General features: G+C 64.0%; 20 protein-coding genes and 1 tRNA gene. 7 read left to right on the top strand and 14 right to left on the bottom strand.

All coding sequences use genetic code 11. From position 1 onward, the window contains the following. Positions 1–88: 88 nt before the first annotated feature. The 5 genes from EA187_RS03500 to EA187_RS03485 all read left to right on the top strand — a co-directional run bounded on the left by EA187_RS03500 (position 89) and on the right by EA187_RS03485 (position 3,640). Positions 89–1,219, top strand: a complete 1,131-nt coding sequence (locus tag EA187_RS03500; RefSeq protein WP_206524173.1) for an oxidoreductase — start codon at positions 89–91, stop codon at positions 1,217–1,219. Positions 1,220–1,326: 107 nt separating this feature from the next. Then, positions 1,327–1,767, top strand: a complete 441-nt coding sequence (locus EA187_RS03495; protein ID WP_127779188.1) for a dienelactone hydrolase family protein — start codon at positions 1,327–1,329, stop codon at positions 1,765–1,767. A 13-nt stretch (positions 1,768–1,780) separates the two neighbouring features. Next, the gene (locus tag EA187_RS20910) at positions 1,781–1,912 is read left to right on the top strand and encodes a hypothetical protein (protein ID WP_283808529.1); all 132 of its coding nucleotides are present in this window, start codon (positions 1,781–1,783) and stop codon (positions 1,910–1,912) included. An 85-nt stretch (positions 1,913–1,997) separates the two neighbouring features. Further along, positions 1,998–2,828 (top strand): hypothetical protein, encoded by an 831-nt coding sequence (locus EA187_RS03490; protein ID WP_127779187.1) that lies wholly within the window; start codon positions 1,998–2,000, stop codon positions 2,826–2,828. Positions 2,829–2,935: 107 nt separating this feature from the next. Next, positions 2,936–3,640 carry an outer membrane beta-barrel protein gene (locus tag EA187_RS03485; protein ID WP_127779186.1) on the top strand — a complete coding sequence of 235 codons (705 nt, stop codon included), beginning with the start codon at positions 2,936–2,938 and terminating at the stop codon, positions 3,638–3,640. Between the two features lie 125 nt (positions 3,641–3,765). Here EA187_RS03485 and EA187_RS03480 read toward each other — a convergent pair whose 3' ends face one another. Next, positions 3,766–5,034, bottom strand: a complete 1,269-nt coding sequence (locus EA187_RS03480; protein ID WP_127779185.1) for a GTPase — start codon at positions 5,032–5,034, stop codon at positions 3,766–3,768. A 127-nt stretch (positions 5,035–5,161) separates the two neighbouring features. Here EA187_RS03480 and EA187_RS20260 point away from each other — a divergent pair, with 127 nt between their 5' ends. After that, entirely contained in the window at positions 5,162–5,326 is a 165-nt protein-coding gene (locus EA187_RS20260; RefSeq protein ID WP_164855943.1) for a hypothetical protein, read from the top strand. A 4-nt stretch (positions 5,327–5,330) separates the two neighbouring features. Here the strand turns inward: EA187_RS20260 and EA187_RS03475 are convergent, their stop codons facing one another. The 13 genes from EA187_RS03475 to EA187_RS03415 all read right to left on the bottom strand — a co-directional run bounded on the left by EA187_RS03475 (position 5,331) and on the right by EA187_RS03415 (position 18,918). Continuing rightward, positions 5,331–6,149, bottom strand: a complete 819-nt coding sequence (locus tag EA187_RS03475; protein WP_115602892.1) for a methyltransferase domain-containing protein — start codon at positions 6,147–6,149, stop codon at positions 5,331–5,333. Next, the gene (gene thiL, locus EA187_RS03470; RefSeq protein WP_127779184.1) at positions 6,146–7,150 is read right to left on the bottom strand and encodes a thiamine-phosphate kinase; all 1,005 of its coding nucleotides are present in this window, start codon (positions 7,148–7,150) and stop codon (positions 6,146–6,148) included. The genes EA187_RS03475 and thiL overlap by 4 nt, the downstream gene beginning before the upstream one ends. A gap of 75 nt (positions 7,151–7,225) precedes the next feature. Then, a complete protein-coding gene (locus tag EA187_RS03465) occupies positions 7,226–8,038 on the bottom strand; it encodes a hypothetical protein (protein ID WP_127779183.1) in 813 nt (270 codons plus the stop codon). A gap of 2 nt (positions 8,039–8,040) precedes the next feature. Further along, positions 8,041–9,042: a site-2 protease family protein gene (locus EA187_RS03460; RefSeq protein ID WP_127779182.1), complete on the bottom strand. Its 1,002-nt coding sequence runs from the start codon at positions 9,040–9,042 to the stop codon at positions 8,041–8,043. After that, positions 9,032–10,240, bottom strand: a complete 1,209-nt coding sequence (locus EA187_RS03455) for a penicillin-binding protein activator (RefSeq protein ID WP_164855942.1) — start codon at positions 10,238–10,240, stop codon at positions 9,032–9,034. Before EA187_RS03455 ends, EA187_RS03460 begins: the two co-directional genes overlap by 11 nt. After that, entirely contained in the window at positions 10,224–11,282 is a 1,059-nt protein-coding gene (gene dnaJ / locus EA187_RS03450; protein ID WP_127779180.1) for a molecular chaperone DnaJ, read from the bottom strand. The genes EA187_RS03455 and dnaJ overlap by 17 nt, the downstream gene beginning before the upstream one ends. 107 nt (positions 11,283–11,389) lie before the next feature. Continuing rightward, positions 11,390–13,228, bottom strand: a complete 1,839-nt coding sequence (gene dnaK, locus EA187_RS03445) for a molecular chaperone DnaK (protein ID WP_115602898.1) — start codon at positions 13,226–13,228, stop codon at positions 11,390–11,392. Positions 13,229–13,274: 46 nt separating this feature from the next. Next, on the bottom strand, positions 13,275–14,096 hold the full coding sequence (gene grpE / locus EA187_RS03440; protein WP_127779179.1) for a nucleotide exchange factor GrpE: 822 nt from the start codon (positions 14,094–14,096) through the stop codon (positions 13,275–13,277). A gap of 94 nt (positions 14,097–14,190) precedes the next feature. Continuing rightward, entirely contained in the window at positions 14,191–15,231 is a 1,041-nt protein-coding gene (hrcA, locus tag EA187_RS03435; protein WP_127779178.1) for a heat-inducible transcriptional repressor HrcA, read from the bottom strand. 119 nt (positions 15,232–15,350) lie between these two features. Beyond that, positions 15,351–16,421 carry a lysylphosphatidylglycerol synthase transmembrane domain-containing protein gene (locus tag EA187_RS03430; RefSeq protein WP_127779177.1) on the bottom strand — a complete coding sequence of 357 codons (1,071 nt, stop codon included), beginning with the start codon at positions 16,419–16,421 and terminating at the stop codon, positions 15,351–15,353. Further along, the gene (locus EA187_RS03425) at positions 16,418–18,136 is read right to left on the bottom strand and encodes a glycosyltransferase family protein (RefSeq protein ID WP_127779176.1); all 1,719 of its coding nucleotides are present in this window, start codon (positions 18,134–18,136) and stop codon (positions 16,418–16,420) included. The genes EA187_RS03430 and EA187_RS03425 overlap by 4 nt, the downstream gene beginning before the upstream one ends. A gap of 79 nt (positions 18,137–18,215) precedes the next feature. Next, the gene (locus EA187_RS03420) at positions 18,216–18,593 is read right to left on the bottom strand and encodes a response regulator (protein WP_164855941.1); all 378 of its coding nucleotides are present in this window, start codon (positions 18,591–18,593) and stop codon (positions 18,216–18,218) included. A gap of 254 nt (positions 18,594–18,847) precedes the next feature. After that, positions 18,848–18,918: transfer RNA gene (locus EA187_RS03415), tRNA-Cys, on the bottom strand. A gap of 167 nt (positions 18,919–19,085) precedes the next feature. Between EA187_RS03415 and EA187_RS03410 the strand changes: the two genes are divergently transcribed. Beyond that, complete coding sequence (locus tag EA187_RS03410) at positions 19,086–19,739, top strand: nucleotide exchange factor GrpE (RefSeq protein ID WP_127779175.1); 654 nt, start codon at positions 19,086–19,088, stop codon at positions 19,737–19,739. The last annotated feature ends 143 nt before the right edge of the window (positions 19,740–19,882 follow it).

Genomic DNA, 19,882 nt, shown 5'->3' with positions numbered 1-19,882 from the left:
TATCTACGAGGGTCCATTCGTTGAGCCGGGCATCGAGGAAGTCCTCGCAAATTCACCCTTTGTCGACCGCACGATGTATGGAGCATGCATGACCTCGCAGTCTCTGCCGAAGCCCTTACCCACTCCGGAGATCTCCGATGCCAGCGGCGAACGCATCTTCTCGCCAATGCACTTTCGGGGCGGACGCCAGGCCCGAAACCGCCTGTGGCTGGCGCCGCTGACCAACCAGTCCAGCCACGACGATGGCTCCCTCTCCGAGGATGAGCTGAGCTTTCTGGAGGCCCGGGCCGCCGGAGGCTTCTCGGTCATCGAGTCCTGCGCCACCCACGTCTCGCTCGACGGTCAGGGGTGGTCGGGTGAGTTTGGCATCTTTGAGGACCGCCTCATTGCCGACTGGGAGCGCGTGGCCCATGCCGTGCATGCCCACGACGCGCTGCTCATCCCGCAGATCTTCCATGCCGGTGGGCGTGCCAACACGGAGGTCTCCGGCCAGCAGGCCTGGTCGGCCAGCGCCGATACCGAGCGTAATGTGCGCGCCGCCACCGAGGCCGACATCGCGCGCGTCATCAACGACTTCGCCCGGGCCACTCGCCGCGCCTTTGAGGCCGGAGCCGATGGGGTCGAATTGCACGGTGCCCACGGCTACCTTCTCTGCCAGTTTTTGAGCCACACCCGAAACCAACGCACCGACCTCTGGGGCGGATCGCTGCAGGGGCGCTCACGGCTGCTCCGCGAGGTGATGCAGGCCTGCCGCGCCGAGGTTCCTGGCGACTTCATCATCGGTGTGCGCCTCTCGCCAGAAGACTTCGGCTCGACCATCGGCATCGACATCGACGAGTCCATTCAGACCGCAACGTGGCTTGTGGAGGACGGCGCACAGTTCATTCACATCTCATTGTGGGACGTCTTCCAGCCCTCCAAAAAGTACCCGGACACCCATCCGCTCACCCTCTTTCGCGAGGCCCTGCCCGCCGATATTCCTCTCATCACGGCCGGCCATATTTGGAGCCTCGACGACGCGCTGGTCACGCTGGAGCGCGGCGCCGACGCCATCGCCCTGGGCCGCTCCGCCATCGCCAACCCGGACTGGCCCCGGCAAGCCCTCCAGCCCGGTTTTGAGCCGCGCCGCCCGCCTTTAAGCCCCGAGGAGTTGCGCGCTCGCGCCCTGGGCCCGGCCTTTATCGACTACATGCGCAACTGGAAGGGCTTCGTAGGCTAACCTGCATCTTCGTCATGCACCGTCGCGATGGGACTTCTTCGTGACGGTGTCCAACTTGGCCGACACGCCCTTTTCCTCACCCTGTCGGAAACCACGAGGAGCAGCGCATGAACCGTCGTGTGATGATGGTGCCGGTCATCGGTTTTACCCTGGCGTCTGCATGGGCCTGTTCCTCGTCCTCATCGTCCCCCGATGCGCCTCCCGGCGCGTCGAAGGTCCGCCAGGAGTCGGAGACGCGCACGTACTCCGAGGCCATGGCCCACGAGCATCATGACGACGCCCCCACGCTCTCCGATCCCGGGCGCCCTCGCCACGTTGAGGGAGTTGAGGCCACCGAGCTTGCCTACCATCAAGGGCTCCATGGCGCCGTTGAGGGCTATCTGGCCACCCCGGAAAACCTGGAGCCCATCGCAGGTGTGGTCATCGTACATGAGTGGTGGGGACTCAACGACACCATCCGCGCCATGGCCGAGCAGCTCGCCAGTGAGGGCTACGCAGTGCTCGCCGTCGATCTCTACGAGGGCCAGACCGCTCAAACCCCCGGATGAAGCCAAAGTCCTGATGGAAAGCGCCAGCGCCAACCAACCAGCCCTCACTGCCAACATGACCAGCGCCGTCAACTTCCTGCGTGAGGAGCTCGAACTGACCTCCATTGCCACACTGGGATGGTGCTTTGGCGGCGGTCTGGCTTGAGAGGCCGGAGGTTGTCATCATCGGGGTCGCCGCGCATACTTCGCCTCGTGCATCTCTTCCGTGTTCCTCATGCCTCGATGTGACCATGAACCGACTCAAGCTCCTGCTCTGCCTGCTCCTTCTCTCGATGATTTCCTGCGAGCAAAAGAGCAGTGAGACCGATGTTTCGAAACGCTCCGCTGCCACCAACGAGAGCCCCCTGGAGTCGGCCCGGCCCCCTGAAGCGGCCGACGATCCGACCGTCGAAACGCCCGCCTGGGCCGAGCTTCACATCCACGGCGCGATGAAGCGCGTCAACCTCGACAAAGACCTCAACCCTATTGTGAACGTTGCCGACGCCCTCCCGGCCATCAACCACGGTGTCGGCGCCGTCGGGGGCCTGCTCGGTGAGATCACCGTGCTCGACGAGAACATCCATGTGGCTCGCTCCGGCAGCGACGAGGTCGGTTTTGACCATTATAAAAACGCCGAAGATCTGGGCGCGCTCGACGCCACACTCCTCTTCGGCGCGAAGGTCGACGCCTGGCAGGAGCTCGAGTTGAACGAAGGCACCGACCGGGACGCGCTCGTCAAAACGCTGGAGGCCTGGCGCCGTGACAACGCCCCGGGCCAGCCGGTCCCCTTCCGCGTGAAGGACCCGGCGGCCACCGTGAACTGGCACGTCGTTGACGCGACCCGATTCCCCGAGGGCGGCGCAACCACCTGCGAGGAACGCAAAGAGCTCAGCCATCAGTTCGCGCACAGTGGTATCGAAGTGACGCTGGTGGGCATCTACACCACCGAGCACACCGGGGTGATCGTTGACCACACCACGCCGGTGCACGCGCACGTCGTCCTCGCTGCTGGACCCGGCGGACACCTCGACACCTTCACGCTCTCCGAAGACGCCCGCCTGATGGTCCCGGCGATACCGTGAGGCGCGCACAGTGGCACTGAGAAGCATCACCCGTCATGATGAGATTGGCTCGGCAGCCCGTCGCCGCGCTTCCTTTTATGTGTCACTCGAGCGCATGGAGATTACGCATGATGATGAAACATCCGGGTCGTGTCGTCTCACTCGCCATGGTCGTACTTCTCGTCTCCGCAAGCCCGGCGATCGCTCAGCAACAACCCCCCTTCGACGCGAGCGATGCTCAGGAGCGCAATCGACTGAAGTCAGCATTTCGCACCGGCCGATGGAACACCGGTATCGACGCGAGCTTTGCGCGCACGAGCGCCTCCAACGAGCTCCCCTCGGGCCGCGTGGCGAGCGACGCGACGCTCTTCTTGCGGGTCGATGGCTCCGTAGGCGTGATGGTAGTCAAACGCCTGGAAGTCGGCGCGACGATCGGTCTGCTGGTTCGTCGCCTCAATCGCGACGAGGAAGCTGCCGCGACCGAGACGGCGATGACCCTTCAGCCGATGGCCCGCTACCACCTCCCCATGACCGACCGATTCTCGACCCATGTGCAGGTCTCGCTGGGCCCCTACTTCGGGGGAAGCAGCCGCGACATCACCGTCGTTGAAGGCGATCAGCAACTTCGCGCGGAAGAACGCACGCGCACCCTGGGCCTGATCACCTCCACCGGGCTTGGCGTCGGCTACCGCGTTAGCGAGGGGTTGCAGGTACGTTTCGGCGTTGACCTGACCTGGCTCTGGGGACGAGAGCGCCTCTCGACGAGCGACGACTCCCTGCGCGTAACGACTGCTCACGTGGGCACCAGCGCCGGGCTGCGATACTTCTTCTGACACCCCGGTCGCTTTTGGCGATCTTCGCAGGAGGGCCTCCGCTCCCCCGCATCGCTGCGCGAGGATCGGGAGGTCGTTCGCCGGATTGCCTTCCCAAAGATGGCGCCGGTCTTCACCACGCAACGTCAGTCCTCAAGGTCGCGTTGGTACTCCGCCTCCGCGTCGCGGCGCGCTTTCTTAAAGAGCTCTCTCGCCAGCTCGGTACTCACGCCATCGATGAAATACGCCGCCGAGGCCCGCCCCACACCGCGAGTGCCGGCGAACGCTACCGCCGCAGAAACCGCGCTCCCGAATCCGGGGAGGACCTTGACCAGTCCCCGGGCAACCTCACGAAACGCCATCGCCGCGCCCACATTGGCCCCCAGCGCGCCCAGAAACTCCGCCGCGGTACGAAGCTCCAGGCGACGACCGGCCACATAGCCTATCCCCACCACCAGACTGACCTGCAGAGAGGTGATCGGTCCGATATCGGCCAGCGGCAGCGGCGTCAGCGCGACCCCGGCGGTGATCCCGGAAACCACCGTGGTCAGGCGATCCGCCATACGATGCTGCAACCCTCGAACCTGACTGAGCCGCACGAACTCCACCCGGGCCTGCTCGGGCAGCTCATCGAGTAAAAAATCAAGTAACTCCTCAACGCGCCAGCGCTCATCGGCACGGCGCGTGCCGTCGCGACGCCAGGACTGATAGACCGAGACGCCGTGCACTCCCACCAGCTGATCGCGCAGCGCAACGCGACCTCGAATCTTCTGGCCGAGGTCCTGCTCAATACGCCGCACGCGGGCGAGCTTCTCTTGAAGCTCCTCCGGCGCTTCGTCGTCGGGGGCGTGGAGGCTGACGTTTTTGGGCTCGAGTTCGTCGCAGTGTGTGATCACGGCCACCAGCGGCACCCGGTAGCCGTAAAGCTCGCGCACCTGCTGACTGACCGCTTCGAGACCATCGAGGTCGCCATCGACAGCGGCGTCGACCTCTTTGGCCTTGATCAAAAAGAGCAGCGCATCCGGCGCCTTCTCTTCGATCGCCCGCGCAATACTCTGCTGTGCGCTCTCCTCGGCGCGGGCCTGCTCCGGGGCGCTGCCCTCCTGGAGGCCGCGGGTATCGAGCATCTCAAGCGTCCCCAGGGCACCCTGATAACTCCACCAGGTCCCCCGAGCGGTCGTGGCCTTCTCATGACCCACCTCAGCGACGGGTTCGCCGAAGATGGCGTTGACCAACGACGATTTCCCTGCCCCCCGCCGGCCCACCAGTACAAAGCGTGGTGGGCGCTGCTCCAGCAGAAGTTCTCGCAATTCCCCGAGGTGCTCACGCAGCTTGCGAGCCATCGGCTCGGGCACCTTCTCGAGCATCTCTTCGATGCGCACGACCTGCTCCTGGAGCTCTTCGCGCAACGTCATCACAGCCTCCTTTTAAAACATCCCATCACCAGGCCAGCTCAGCGGTGTTTACATTCAGGGGCAGACTCGCCAGAGCGTTGTTCGAATGGCGAGCGTTCATCGCGATTTCGGCCGCCCCGAGGATGTTATGGAAGTGAACATCGCCACCGTGCTCTTTATCGCCATCCCCGTGATCTTGCTGGCACTGGGATTTGTCGCCGTGCTTACCAAAGAGAAACACGAGCAATCCGATCAGGACCCGCGAGAGACGATCGACCCGGAACTTCGCGACCTTCCCCCTTTTCACGACTGAGCGCTCAGAGACGACGACCGATCACCACGGCAGCCTCGATAGGGGTATCGAAGGTGCGATCACGCCAGTAGGTATCGATCGCCCGGGTGATATAACCAAGTACCGCTTCACGCTCCGAGCCGCGAATCGCCCCAGACCAATGCGGGAAGAAGGTCTCCTGGATCAGAGGTGACTGCAAAAAATCACGACCACTGGCAAAGGAGAGATCCCAACGAATCCGCTCCAGGATGAGATCATGCAGCCCGAAGTTGCGAGCGCTCCGGGCAGCCGCGCCGGCATCGACCAGCGTGCGCTCTTTTAACTCTCCCAAACGCTCCAGCGCTTCGTGCAAGCCATGAGAGCGCAGAGCCTCATCGAGAAGATCGTAAAACGCATCGAAGCTCTCGGATGTGGGAAGCGCCGCCATCACCAGCCCGCCGCTCGACGTCACACGCGCCAGTTCGGCGAGCCCCTCATCGAGTTGTCGACGGCTCACCAGGCCGTGCAGGCAGACCGACGCTTCGAACACCTCATCGGCGTAGGAGAGCGCGTTGACGCGTTGCTGCACAAAGAAGATACGACGTTGCTCCGCCTCACTGACCCGCTCGCGAGCGCAGTCAAGCATCGAGGCGTTCGAATCCAACGCCATCATTCGCGTCTCTTCGGGGAGATACTTCAGCCAGTGCGTTACGACCGCGCCACAGCGCGACTCGGCCGACAGTACCGTCTTGCCCTCCACCAGCGGCAAAAGCTCGGCACAGGCGTTGAGCAGTGGCCTGGTCCAGAGACGCTCCACGACCTCGCGGTGGGCACGTACAGCCGGGCTCTCCAGAGACTGACTCATTTCGCCTCGAAGTGGCGATAGCCACCATGCTCAAACACCACCGGCTCGCCCTCAGGGCCCAACACGACCAGCCCCTCATCGGGAGAGCGCACCTCGCCGATATCGTGAACATCCCAGCTGTGACGCCGCGCCATATCCCAGATTTTAGGCATACGCGCGGGCGGAATCGTCATGAGCAGCTCATAATCATCGCCGCCGGTGAGCATTAATCTGAGAATGTCGACGCCGTACTCCTCCCGCAGCATCACAAGCTCGGGATGATGCGGCAGGCTGTAGGCTTCCAGGCGAGCGCCTACTTCGCTGGCTTTGAGGATATGCCCCAGGTCTTGGACCAGACCGTCACTCACATCGATCATGGCCGAGGGTACCCCGTAGAGTCCCAGCAGGGCCCCCGCGCGCACCTGGGCCCCCGGACGACGGTGGGCTCGAAGCGCGCAGGCGAATTGACCGGACTCCACCTCCACGTCGCCCCGCAGGATCGCGAGCCCCGCAGCGGCCAGACCCGTTTGCCCCAGGAGCACGATACGATCCCCCGGCACCGCCCCCCGCCGAAGCACCGGGCCGGCTGGCGACGCCTCGCCCATCAGGGTCATCGTGAGGACGATAGGGCCGTGGGTCGCACTCAAATCACCGCCGCCTGCCGAAACTTCAAAGCTCTCCGGGACCAGCGCGCGCGCCGCTTCCTTGATGCCCTCGAGCACCCCCTCCGGCCAGCCCGGGTCGAGGGCAGCGGGAAGCGCCATCGACAAAAAGAACGCCCCCGGCCCGCCCCCCATCGCGGCGATGTCACTTAAGTTGCTCGCCAGCAACTTCCAGCCCACGTCCTGCGGGCTGCTCCAGTCGCGATCGAAGTGCACGCCCTCGACCATCGTATCCATGGTCACCAGGTCGAAGCGCCCCGGGTCGAGCACCGCTCCGTCGTCTCCGATCCCGACAGCCACCCCTTCCGGGGCACCAAAAAGAGCGGCGATGCGAGCGATGAGTTCAAATTCGGTGGTCATGGAGCGCGACCCGGGCTGCGTGCGAGAAGTGCAGAACGTTGCACCAGACGATCTTGGAGGCCAATGAAACAATGCTTAGCATTTATCCCAGAAGACCGCGGATAACAAAAGTAAAATCAGGCCGCACATCGTCAGCGTGATGGTCAGCAGGAGCCCGCGAAGCCGGCGCACGTCTTTGCCGAAGTTCTCCGCGCTGGCTGCGGCCTGGCTGGCGGCGATCGTCACGCGCGCCTGCAGCGCGCTGGCAAGACGACGCAGAGCGTCGAGTGCGCCGGGATCATCGGGATGATCCACCAGATAAAAGCGCACCCGTCGAATGCCAGCCTCGACCAACCCCTGTCCGACTGCGAGCTCTGCGAACTCTCCCATGGCCTGCACATCACCGTCTTCGGCGCGGGCCCATGCGGCGTTGAGCTGCAGAAAGGCGTCTTCTTTCCCGGCCGGGGCGTCCTCCCAGGGGGCCTGTCCCGGTCCGTAACGACCGGCCTCATTCTGGCTCAATCCGCAACGCTCACAATGCTCGGAGCCGGCGACCAGGTGCGCGCACTTCGGACACCGGGGCCCGGCCCCGGGAACCGGAATAAGCCGCGCCATCGCCGCCTCAACAACGCCCTCCGCGAGAGACGCGCCGGGGGCAACGGTTGACGCGGGGTTGGCATGATTCGGCGATGTCGAGATGCTCCCGGCCGCCGCTCGGGCAATAGGCCCCGGAGCGGGCGACGCATCGCCGTCGCGACTCTGCGCATCGACCGAAACCTCGGGGGCACCTGCAACCTGCAGCAGGTTAGCGTGACCGCACCCCGCGCAGATAAGCTCCATCCCTCCGGTTCCGGCGCGAACTTCGGCGGCCGGCCCTACGTCTTTGCACGCTTCGCAGCGAATCTCCACGCTTACTCCCTGGCAACGACACCCAGCACGTCCAGAAGACCACCCACCTCAACCGGGGCCGGCACAAAGGTCAATGCGAACATCACAACTCCAGCCCCGAGCATCCACGCCCGCGACAGCGGCAAGGGCTCACCGCTCAACATCGGCGGATGCCTGAGCCCCATCGCCGCCAGGAGGCCCGCAAAGAGCAACCATCCCGGAAACATCAGAAGTCCCAGTGCTACCAGAAGCGCGAATCCGGCGTAGCTGACCCACCGGGCACGCTCGCCAAGCACGGCATAGACCAGATGTCCGCCATCGAGCTGTCCGATGGGCAAGAGGTTGAGCGATGTCAGCAAACACCCCACCCAGCCGGCAAGCGCCACCGGATGCAGAGCCACCTCGTGGTCTGCAGGAAGTGCGCCGTGGTGCCATGCAATCATAGCCTGCATCAACAGGCTATCGCCCAGACGCATCACCCCCTCGGCGTCTCCGGCGCTGATGGGAACCACCTCCGAGATGCCCACGCCCATGGCGAGCACCGCCACCGTGACAAGAAACCCGGCGACCGGTCCCCAGCCAGCCACCGCCATCAAATCCGTCGCGCTGACCCGGCTCCACTGCAACCGGATGAAGGCACCAAAGGTTCCGAAGAAGGGCACCATGCCGCTCCCCGGAATGGGCCCGATGCCGGGGAGCAGATAGGGGCGGCTAGCCGGCACACCACGGCGACGCGCACTGAGGTAGTGACCCAGTTCATGCGCGCCCACAATGGTGAAGAGAGAGCCGGCGTAGGCGGCGGCGATGCCGACGCCCGTGGAGCCCCAGGCGCTCACGTCGAAAGGGCTGAATCCCTGGGCGTAGAGACCGGCGCAGAACATCGTGACCAGGCTAAGCATGGCCAGCGCGAGCTGATTGCGCAGCGAGCCCTGGTCGTCACCGGCCGCCCGCGGGGCATGCCCCGCGGAGCTGTGTTCTGAGCCGGAGGCTGTAGCGCCGAGTTCGTGTGTGCTTTCAGAGTGCATCGGGTGTCTCCGCGCTCCATGAGTTCAGGGGGATCCAGCGTCCGTCTTCGGTCACCCGGAGCGCCTGCGGAACGCGCAGGGGTGCCCCACGTCGATCGAAGCGCCAGCGGCCGGTGACGCCCTCAAACCCCTGCGACGAGCGCAACGTCCGAATCGCATCACCACGCCCGGATGACGCGAGAAACCCAACAAGATCAAAAACTTCAGCCTCCACCGTGGTCGGCTCACGTACAAAACGCGTCTCGAAGGCCAGCACAAACGCCTCCGCCGCCCCCCCCTGCGCGATCCCCCCGAACGTATCAAAAAAGACCGCTCCGGCGAGCTCCTCACCGGACTGCTGCAGACGCTGCCCGCCCCACCCGGACAGGCCCAGAAGTTGAGTCTGTTGCAAGGCCTTCTCCCGGACAATGAAGGGAGCCTGGCGTGCGATCGCGTCATCGAAATCTGCAAGGAGCAGCACGTCGAGCCCGTCGAGACGCTGCGCTCCGACGCGCACCGTTCCCCAACGATCGGCGCGCCGGCCGGCAACCTCCCGACCTCGCTCCAGGCGCACACGCGCCCCGAGAAGCGTCTCAACCACCGGGGTAAATTGCGTCTCCCCACTTCGATAGCGCGCCAGCCCCACCACCCGCGCGCCCTCTTTTGACCACGCGCTGACAAAGGCCCGCGCCGCCTCATCGCCGTACTCCGTCAGCGGAGCCATCACCCCGACGCGAGCCTGAGGCCATTGCTCGTATGCCCAACTGGCCGCAAACGACGCCTGCTCACCCACGCTCAGCCGCGCGCGAAACGCCCAGTGCGAACGCTCCTCCACGCCCTCCACACCGCTCAAAAGAAGCGCCGGAACTCTGGCCTGTGAACTCAACGCAGCAACCAACCCGGCGCGACTCGCCCGCAGGGGGCCCACGATGCCCACGACTCCCTCGTCGCTCAGTGCATGGCTCAATGCCTCGACCAGCGCATCGTTTGCCAGCTCGCTGTCGACGACGATCAGGCTCGCACCGGCATCGGCGGCGGCCCACATCATCACCTCCACGAGCTGCTCGCCCACCCCGACCAGAGCTCCAGACTGTGGCAGCACCGCCACAATCTGAGCCGGCGACTGAAGCGCGGGCTGCGCATGCACCACAGCGCTGCACAACGCCATCAGCGCCGCACACACCATCGCCGCGCTGACCCTCTTAACGAAAGAGATCACGAACCTTCCCGAGTATCCCCTGGCGCAGCCCACCTCGAGACTCGTTTTCGGCGCTGGCCTGAGCCTGCGGTGAGACCACGCGCACGCGCACATACATATCGCCCCGGGAGTCGCCCTGACGCGCAGCGAACCCCTTGCCGCGCAGCCTCAAGATCCGCCCCTCCTGAGTCCCGGGGGGCAACTTCATGACCACCTCCCCCTCAAGCGTCGCGACATCGATCTTCGCTCCGAGAGAGGCCTGGGTATAGGTCACCTCCAGGTCGCGATGAACATCGAGCCCATCGCGCGTAAAGACCGGATGAGACCGAAGGTGCACCTCCACCAGAAGATCTCCCGGGCGCGCGCCCGGCTCCCCGGGATTCCCCTTTCCTTCCCAGCGCAACGTCTGACCCTGGTCCACCCCGGCGGGCACCACCATCTCCAGGGTTTCCGCGCTCTCAATGGTGCCCTCCCCTGCGCACACCCGGCAGGGAGTCTCCACCACACGTCCGCGCCCCTGGCAGCGTTTGCACTCGCGCATCAATGAGAAAAAGCCCTGCTGCGAGCGCACCTGGCCGCTGCCCTCACAGCTCTCGCAGGTGCGCACCCGGGTGCCGGGCTCCCCCCCCTTTCCCTCGCAGCGAGCACAGCTGCGACGCCGTGGCACCCGCACCGCGCGCCGACCTCCGGCGTGGGCTTCCTCCAGACTTAGATCCAGTCGCACCCGCACATCGGCCCCGCGTCGGGGCCGCGAAGGGCCGCGGGTCACGCTGCCAAAGACCGAGTTAAAGATCTCGAAGATATCCCCAAGCCCCTCGAACGAAGGGCCCCCCATGGTATTGACCCCGCCGATACGCCCGGAGCGGTCGTAGGCGGCACGCCTGGCCGGATCGCTGAGCACCTCGTAGGCGTGCGCAAGCTCCTTGAAGCGCTCCTCGGCGCTGGCGTCGTCGGGGTTCTGATCAGGGTGGTAGCGCAGCGCGAGCTTGCGATAGGCCGCCTTGATCGTCGCGCCATCGGCGTCACGTCGTACGCCCAACACCTGGTAAAGATCTGCGTTCATAAGACCGATTCTAAGTGGGTTGCCACCGGAAACAACAGAGCCCCGGGGGCTGCGTTGCCAACCTCCGGGGCCCTTGAACTATTCTCACCCTGGGCGAGCCGCCGGGCTCACTCCTCGACGGCAGCCCCACCATCGTCCATCGCGGCGTACATCAACTCCGCCAGACGATACGCGCCGGCTTCCAGGGTCGCCACGATGGTGTCGAGCTCCTCAAAGGTCGCGTCCTCAATGAGCTCTTTAATCGTCGTGATATCCGCCATCAGATCGTTGCGCTCTTGATCGGGCATCATGCTGCCGAACTCATCCAGACTGCGCTCGGTGGAGTAGAGAAGCCCCTGGGCTTCAACGCGGCGCTGGGTGAGTTCTTTGGTAAGTTGGTCCTGCTCTTCATTGGCCTGAGCCTCGGCGATGAGGCGCTCAATATCCTGATCGCTCAAACCGCCGTCTGCCACGATATTGACCGACTGCTCACGACCGGTGGCCTGATCGCGAGCCGATGCGGTGACAATACCGTTCTCGTCGATATTAAACGTCACCTCAATGCGCGGCACACCGCGAGGTGCCGGCGGAATGCCGGTCAGTTCAAACACCGCCAGGCTCTTATTATCGGCGGCCATCGCGCGCTCGCCCTGGAGCACATGCACCCGAACCATCGACTGGTTATTGATGCTCGTGCTGAAGACTTCACCGTAGCTGCAGGGCACGGTGGTATTGCGCTGAATCATCGGCGTGAACACCCCGCCGGCCGTCTCCACTCCCAGGGTCAGGGGGGTCACATCGAGGAGCAGCACATCGGTAAGCTCACCGCGCACAATGCTCCCCTGAACCGCGGCCCCCATCGCCACGACCTCGTCGGGGTTGACCGAGGTGTCGGGCCGCTTGTTGAAGAACTGCGCCACTCGCTTTCGCACGCGCGGCATGCGCGTCATACCGCCGACCAGCAACACCACGTCGATCTCATCTCGGCCTACGTGCGCATCCTGCAAAGCGGTGCGACAAGGATCAAGTGAGCGCTCCACCAGGTGGTCAACCAGCTCCTCGAGCTTCTCCCGGGTCAGGGTGACTTCCAGGTGCAGCGGGCCTTCATCGCCCATGTGAATAAAGGGCATGTTGATCTCGGCCGCCTCGGTGCTGGAGAGTTCGCACTTGACCCGCTCGGCATCTTCTTTCAGACGCTGCAGGGCCATGGGCACCTCACGAAGATCGACGCCGTGCTCATCTTCAAAGGTGTCGGCCAGCCAGTCGATGATGGCGTTATCGAAGTCCTCCCCCCCCAGGAAGGTATCTCCTGAGGTCGAGAGCACACTGAACACACCGTCGGAGAGCTCCAGAATCGAGATATCGAAGGTGCCGCCACCGAGGTCGTAGACGGCCACTTTCATGTCACTGGTATCGGTCCGTGCAAGACCGTACGCCAGCGCCGCAGCGGTGGGCTCGTTGACGATACGCAGTACGTTGAGGCCCGCGATGCGACCGGCGTCTTTGGTCGCCTGACGCTGGGCATCGTTGAAGTACGCAGGCACCGTAATCACTGCGTCTTCGACCTCCTCGCCGAGATAATCTTCGGCGATGGCTTTCATCTCTTTGAGAATCAGCGCGGAGATCTCCGCCGGCGAATAATCTTTATCCTGGGCACGCACCCAGGCATCGCCATTGGGCCCCTCCACAATCGGATAGGCACAGCTGCGCTTGGCCTGCTCGACATCCGGCGCATCAAAGCGACGACCGATCAGACGTTTGACCGCATAGATCGTGTTCTCCGGGTTGGTCTGAGCCTGACGCTTGGCCACCTGACCTACAATACGCTGGCCGTCGTCGGTAAACGCCACCACCGAAGGCGTGGTGCGCGTGCCCTCAGCGTTGGGAATCACGATGCGTTCGCCGTTGGCGATCACACACACGCAGCTGTTGGTCGTCCCTAAGTCGATGCCGATCGTATATGCCATGCGTCTCGCCTCATCCGAGATTCAAGGAAGTGGGTCTGCCCGCGTCTCAGTCCTGAGCGGCCGCGCCTTCATCGCTGTCGCCATCAGGCTCGCTGGACGCCTCGGCCTGTCCTTCGTCGCTGGAGCTTTCAGTCTGCGGGGCGTCGATGCGTTTTGCAACAGCGACCAGCGCCGGGCGCAGCAAACGGTCATGCAAGAAGTACCCTTTCTGGTACTCTTCGACGATCGTGCCGGTATCGAATTCGGTGCTCTCCACCTGCTGAATCGCCTCGTGGCGCTGCGGGTCAAAGTGCTCGCCTTTCGATACAAAACCCTGAACTCCGTACTTCGCCAGCGCGTTGACGATCTGCTTGTAAACCATCGTCACGCCGTCGACGATCGAGGAGGGGTCTTCTTTGCCTTCGGCGTGCTGCAATGCACGCTCCAGGTTATCGACTGCCGGGATGAGGTCGGAGACAACCTTGTCGATCCCGTACTTGCGCAGGTCGTCTTTCTCGCGGTCGGCGCGGCGACGGTAGTTCTCCAGATCAGCTACCGAGCGCATCAGCTTATTCTTGAGTTCGTCACGCTCTTCACTGACCTCGCCGAGCCGGGTGCGGGCTGCCTCAAGCTCGACTTTCAGCGCGTCGTGGGCTGCCGCCGCTTCGTCCTCGTCGTCGTCAGCATCGCTGTCTTCATCGCCGGCATCGGAGTCTTCGTCACCCACCACGATGACCTCATCATCGTCGCCATCCGGGCTTAAAAAGAGGTCATCATCGAGGTTCTCACTCTCGGCCTCGTGACCGGCCGGATCTTCGGCCCCGGTGGATTCCGTGCTGACTTCGGTGGGCTCGTCCATCGATTCGTCGTGCTTCTCGTTCTCAGTCAAGGCGCGCTCCTCATTGAGACACAAGCTGGACGAGTCACGCCACTGCGTGTGCTCGCCCCAGATCAGGTTGAAAAGGAAGGGTTGTTGTAGCCGTTTAGCTCAGCTCATCAAGCTCTTTCGATAGCATACGGGCGGTATGCTCGACTAGAGGAATGATCCGTGCGTAGTTCATGCGCAGGGGCCCGAGTACGCCGACCAGTCCCACCTGTTCGCCTTCGCGGTAGTAGCCGCACGCAATCAAACTGAGGTCGTCGCCCAGGTCCAATCCCAGCTCGGAGCCAATGAGGGTCTGAACCTTTCGCGCCTCGCAAATGCGGTCGAGCACGTCGAGCACCCGCTCCTTATCTTCGAGCGTGCGCAAGACCTCCCGAACCCGGGCGATGTCATGGGCAAGCTCGCCAAAATCGAGGATATTGAGCTGTCCCTCAACGTAAAGCTCAGCTCCGGTCGCCAGGTCAAGAACCTGCTGGCTGAGCGAGAGCGCCCGGCGCACGTAACTTCGGTAGCGTGACTCACTTGCGGCGAGTTCCTGACGCACGCGTCGCCGCACCTCAACGAGGCTGCGGCCGACGACCAGCTCGGAGAGGTAGTTGCGCATCCGCTCAATGGAGTTGCGCTCCACGGCCTCCTCCATGCGCACCACGCGGTTGAAGACGCGACCGTCTTCGGTGATGAGCACGACCAGAATGCGATGCTCAGAGAGCCATGAGAGCTGCACGTCACGCAGGCGTGCTGCGGCAAGGCGCGGCGTTGAGACCAGGCTCGTCAGATGCGAGATCTGGCTAACGAGCAACCCGGCGCTGCGCGCCATCTGCCCCACATCGTCGGCTTCCAGCTCCGAGAGGGTTGCCAGCCAGTCCGCATGGGGACCGGTGACCACTGCTCCGGTAGCCACCAGGTGGTCCACATAAAGTCGCATGCCACTTGCGGTGGGCACCCTCCCGGCAGACGTATGGGGTTGATGAAGAAGCCCCATCCCCTCAAGCTCGGCCATGACATTACGGACGGTCGCGGAACTCACCGAAATCGTCTCCGCGCGTGCGACGGCCGCGCTGCCCACAGGCTCACCGGTGCGGTTGAAGAGTTCAACCACCTGCACCAGGATCATGATTTGCCGTTCGCGGAGCAGTGTCACGACATCATCTCGGGGCGTATTCGATCGGAGCGGCGACAGTGCCGCGTTGCACTCAAAAGCCCTTAACCCGCAGGCGCACGCGAGGATTCCTCGACGCTAAGGGCTGAGGTCAACGCGTGTCAATCCGCGCTCGCAGCTGACGCCTCAACCCGGCGCGCATCGCGGCGCCACAGCCAGGGAGCACGCGCCATCACCCAGGCGCCGGGGAGCACGATCACGAGTAGCTGAAGCACGTGAACAAGCACCGCAAATACGGCGACCTGCGCTGCCACCAGACTCACATCCAGGTCGACGAAAAGACCGAGCCCCTGCGACATAAAGAACTCGAAGTTTCCCGCCATCGCCGGCCCCGCCGGGACCATAATGCCGATGACGAGCACTGCCATAACCGTAGCCATCTCCCAGAGGTTGACCTCAAGGTCGAAGCCCAGCGCCAGCAACGCCCACATCGAGAGGGCGTTGGTCCCCCAGTAAAGGGCGGTCGCGGCCAGAAATCGCCCCAGGTTTTGACCATCGACCAGGGACTTAAACCCCTCAACAAAGCCCATCAAAAGCCCCGAAACACCGGAGGCAAGTTTCGAGGAGACGCGCCCCAGGGTCTGCTCGACGATGACCTCAGCCCAGTGGCGGCGGGTGTAGGCGATGATGCACATGACCATCGCCGGCAAGAAAATCATCAGCGAGATCAGCCCGGCCCCCCGTGCAAACGCCACCGGCGCCTCGCCCTGATAGGTAGAGAGCGCTAGAAAAAGCAGACCGGTGATGATCAAACCATCCATCACCCGCTCCACCACCGCGGTGGCCAGCAGCCCCGATGCAGGCAGACTGGAGCTACGCGAGAGGACAACCGGGCGCACGAACTCTCCGAGGCGCAAGGGCAAGAGCACAATCGCCGTAAATCCCAGCGTACAGGCCTGATTGACCATCGAGGTGGAGACGTCGCCGAGCGGTCGCACCAGGTAGTTCCAGCGCCATATGCGCGCGCCGTGGCAGATCGTATACATCGCTACAAAGGCGAGCGACGCCCCCCCCAGCCGGCCATAGTCAGCGCCAGCCAGATAGGCACGCACGTCGTCGAGAGGCAGGCCGCGGGCGGCAAGCCACAGGAAAAAGACGCCGATCAACGAGGCGACCCCGAAAGAACCCGCAATGCGAGCCGCCCCGGACATCTTCGAGCCGGTCTGTGTCATTCACCAAGTTCGCGTTTGATACGGTCTTTAAGACCTTTGAGATCGCGGTCGACTTCCATGCGCTGGAAGCGCTCTTCGATCGCGGCGCTGCGCTCCGTGGTCGCCGCCCCACCCTCATCGCCAACCTGCGGCTCCCCACCACGCGCGGCACTCTTGAGCTTCTCTTTCTGACGACGAATATCGGCCAGCTCCTGGACCAGCGGCCCGGCCTCATCCTGATAGCCTCGCAAAATCGTGCGGGCCTCTTCCTCAAGATCGTTTTCGTTCCACTCCCGGGCAAGTTCCAGGCGGCCACGCCAGCGTTCCTGATGCTTCTCCAGCTCTTCGAGGCGGCGCTCACATTCACGCTCACTCAAAATCAGCTGAGCGAGCTGCTCGCGGGCTTCCGCGGCACCAATTGTGGCGCGAGGTGCCTCCGGTCGGATGCGCGGCGGAGGAACCACCAGCGCACCTTTCTCGTCCGAGGCGCCCTCGGTGCTTCGGGTCGCGCCGGGCCCACCGCCCGCGGCCTCCGCCGGAGGCGCGGTTCCGGCCGAGGCCCTGCCGGAGCTTCGCCCGATGCTCTCAAAAGGCCCGGCAGGCGGCGCCTCCTCACCGGCGGGCGGAACCTCGGGAGACGCCGGTTTGCGCCAGGCTTCCCGAGACTTCAGGGCCGCGATGAGCGCGTCGACCACCCGCGTGTTGGTCTGGCCATCGCGCACCTCAAGCAGGTGCTCGCGAAGGTCTTTAAGACGTTGAGGCTCGGTAAAGCGGTCGAGCTCGCTCCCCAGACGCAGCACATCGCGGACGCGGCCGGCCAGGCCGCGCTTCTGCAGCGCTTCGGCCTCCGCATCCGCCCCGTCACTCGTGCCCAGAAGCAACGCCGGCGTAGCGCAGACCATCACATCGGCCAGATACGGATCATCGCCGGCGGCAATCACCAGATCGGCCGCCACCACATAGCGCTCCAGATCAGCGACCTGCCCGAACATCGAGGCCGCAAGCCCGTACTGGTCAGCAGCTCGACGCAGCGTCGCCGCGACGGCTCCGTCGCCTCCATGATGAAAGATCACGCGCGCCTGCCGGTCCATCAGCGTGCACTGGAAGACGAGCTTCTCCAGGGTGGCATGATCGATGTGTTCGGCGCGTACCAGCACCACCAGACTCTCAGAAAGCCCGAGCTCATCACGCGTGGCCTCCCGCTCCGGGGCCTCCAGACTCTGAGGACGCACCACCGGACCGGCCACCTGCACCCGTTCGGCAGCAGCCCCTTCCCCCTCAAAGGCTTCGGCTGTCTTCGCGTCCGGTACCACAAAACCATGCACCGAACCGGCAAACCACGCCGGGGAGGCCACATGCTCATGCACAAGTCCAACCTGCACGGCCCCCACCCCGGTGAGACTCTCAATGACACTGAGCGCCCGTACAAACCTCGGGCTCGTAAGCACCAGCACATCGGGGCGAGCCCGGCGCAGAGCGCCGATAAAGTCCTCTTCGCCGGCATGACCGCGGGTGGCCACTCGAATGCCACGCAACAGGCGCTCCGCGCCCCCGGCCAGCGCTTCGCGCGCCGCCGTACCCAGCACTTCGCTGATCGAGACCAGCTCGGCGTCCACACCTCGCGCCTTCAGGCCCTGAACCACCGCCTCGTAGGCGCCCTCACGCGCACGCTGATCCGAAAGAATCCAGATGCGCCCGGACTCGCCAGAAGATGCCTCGTCGATGACCTCAGTCATACTCTCGCTCCTCAAGGCGCCGGGCCTGCTTACTCCCCCGGTCGCCGCATTCAGGGATCAGGTAACGTAAAGACGTCGCTCAATACTCGTAGAACTTGTCGAGGAAGTCGCCGATCTGCGCGACATCCATCGACTTGCAGAAATAGCCGTTGATCTCGTTATCAACACAGAACTGCTGAAGACGATCGGCGTCCATATCGCTGTAGGCCACGATGACCATCTCATCGTAGTCCACCGAAGCGCGCAGCGTCCCGAGCAGGTCGTCGATGTTGAGGCGATTCATCGCCACGTCGATCAACAAAATTTCGGGGCGTTCATATTCGATCTTCGAGAGCGCCCCGTTGGGCGTGGCCAGATGCACCACCTCGTAGCCCCCGCCCCCCTGGAGGCTCTGCTCAACCTCCATCACATCGAGGATGTTTTCATCGAGAATCATCACTTTGCGACGAGACTCCATCGCTGCCTCCTGACACGTCGTTGGTTCGACACCTGGGACGCAACGATTCGTTACGCCGACTGCGGGCCACACCCTAAGCTGCGCCCCGGACACCGTCAAAGAAATCAGGGCTCGGGAGGCACACTCGACCATGATCGCCACTTCCCCGCCGAACGCAACCCGATTCCCGAAGGCTACAGGCTGGCTGACGCCCATGAAAAAAGCCCCGATGAAGTGAGCTTCATCGGGGCTTCTTAAACACGCTGAGTTGAGAGAGGCGGCGACCGGATTCGAACCGGTGATCAAGGCTTTGCAGGCCCATGCCTTACCACTTGGCTACGCCGCCAGCGCAGGATTTGAACTAACACTGCCCCGGGGGGCTGTCAACGATGTTTATGCTCTCGATCCTCATTATTGTCAATGCCGCCCCTGCACCCGGCTGCTGCGTTGACCCGGAGCCGCCCGCGGGTGCAGACTCCCCACCGCATCTAACCCCTTGAAAGGACAGCAGGGATGGCGGTTGCACTACTGATACTCATGACGGCGGTCGCGTTCGCAGCGCTCGCCCTCTTTTTTTCGTACCATCGCCGCGAGCTGCGCCGGCTTCAAAGCCATCACCGCGCCGAGCTTGAAGAGGCTGACGACGATCACAGCCGCCGCGTTGAGCGTCTGGGCCGAGAACACAGTCGGGAATTGCAGTACGCCCACCATCCGGTGGTCCGCGACCTCCTCCCGGCCCTCGATGCGCTCGATGAGGGGCTTCGACACAGTGCCCCTGACGCCGGCGACAACGCCCTCTACGAGGGCCTTGAGCTGGCGCGTGGATCGCTGGTGCAAGCTCTGGCGCGCCACGGGATTGAGCGCGTGGAACCTGGCCCCGGCGACAGCTTTGATCCTCAATCGCATGAAGCCGTCGCCACTCGCGCCAGCGACGAGGTGCCCGCAGGAAGCGTGCTCAGCTGTCTGCGCGCGGGCTACCGCCATCAGGACCGTCAGCTGCGCGCAGCGATGGTCGAGGTTGCCTCCGATCAGCGCTCTGACGCGCTTTCGCCCCGCGCCGAGCCTTCGCCTCCCGAAGAGTCATCATCATCGTCGTCGGAAGGCGACTCGAGTTCCATCTCCTCGGCGGCAACCTCACGGCTCGACTCCCCGGACTCATCTTCCTGATCCTCGATGGAAGACTCCCGCGCGGTTTCGCGCCCGAAGATATCGAGCGAAACTCGCTCATACTGGGTGGAGCGCGCCGAGGTCAGGGGGCCGAGCTCCACCGAGCTGTTGTAAAGAAGCACGGCCACACGCAACGTCTCGCG

It is taken from the genome of Lujinxingia sediminis (assembly GCF_004005565.1).
GTDB lineage: Bacteria > Myxococcota_A > Bradymonadia > Bradymonadales > Bradymonadaceae > Lujinxingia > Lujinxingia sediminis.
Note: the sequence above shows the minus strand (reverse complement) of the source record. Positions and strands in the feature narration are given on the sequence as shown.

What these genes read in the sequence shown, in the direction of transcription:
- EA187_RS03420 (WP_164855941.1), bottom strand. Translation starts at nt 18,593, where the DNA reads ATGGAGTCTCGTCGCAAAGTGATGATTCTCGATGAAAACATCCTCGAT.
- EA187_RS03480 (WP_127779185.1), bottom strand. Translation starts at nt 5,034, where the DNA reads ATGACGTTGCGCGAAGAGCTCCAGGAGCAGGTCGTGCGCATCGAAGAG.
- EA187_RS03430 (WP_127779177.1), bottom strand. Translation starts at nt 16,421, where the DNA reads ATGACACAGACCGGCTCGAAGATGTCCGGGGCGGCTCGCATTGCGGGT.
- EA187_RS03490 (WP_127779187.1), top strand. Translation starts at nt 1,998, where the DNA reads ATGAACCGACTCAAGCTCCTGCTCTGCCTGCTCCTTCTCTCGATGATT.
- EA187_RS20260 (WP_164855943.1), top strand. Translation starts at nt 5,162, where the DNA reads ATGGAAGTGAACATCGCCACCGTGCTCTTTATCGCCATCCCCGTGATC.
- EA187_RS03495 (WP_127779188.1), top strand. Translation starts at nt 1,327, where the DNA reads ATGAACCGTCGTGTGATGATGGTGCCGGTCATCGGTTTTACCCTGGCG.
- dnaK (WP_115602898.1), bottom strand. Translation starts at nt 13,228, where the DNA reads ATGGCATATACGATCGGCATCGACTTAGGGACGACCAACAGCTGCGTG.
- EA187_RS03460 (WP_127779182.1), bottom strand. Translation starts at nt 9,042, where the DNA reads ATGCACTCTGAAAGCACACACGAACTCGGCGCTACAGCCTCCGGCTCA.
- EA187_RS03485 (WP_127779186.1), top strand. Translation starts at nt 2,936, where the DNA reads ATGATGATGAAACATCCGGGTCGTGTCGTCTCACTCGCCATGGTCGTA.
- EA187_RS03410 (WP_127779175.1), top strand. Translation starts at nt 19,086, where the DNA reads ATGGCGGTTGCACTACTGATACTCATGACGGCGGTCGCGTTCGCAGCG.
- thiL (WP_127779184.1), bottom strand. Translation starts at nt 7,150, where the DNA reads ATGACCACCGAATTTGAACTCATCGCTCGCATCGCCGCTCTTTTTGGT.
- EA187_RS03425 (WP_127779176.1), bottom strand. Translation starts at nt 18,136, where the DNA reads ATGACTGAGGTCATCGACGAGGCATCTTCTGGCGAGTCCGGGCGCATC.
- EA187_RS03475 (WP_115602892.1), bottom strand. Translation starts at nt 6,149, where the DNA reads ATGAGTCAGTCTCTGGAGAGCCCGGCTGTACGTGCCCACCGCGAGGTC.
- EA187_RS03500 (WP_206524173.1), top strand. Translation starts at nt 89, where the DNA reads ATGACCTCGCAGTCTCTGCCGAAGCCCTTACCCACTCCGGAGATCTCC.
- EA187_RS20910 (WP_283808529.1), top strand. Translation starts at nt 1,781, where the DNA reads ATGGAAAGCGCCAGCGCCAACCAACCAGCCCTCACTGCCAACATGACC.
- dnaJ (WP_127779180.1), bottom strand. Translation starts at nt 11,282, where the DNA reads ATGAACGCAGATCTTTACCAGGTGTTGGGCGTACGACGTGACGCCGAT.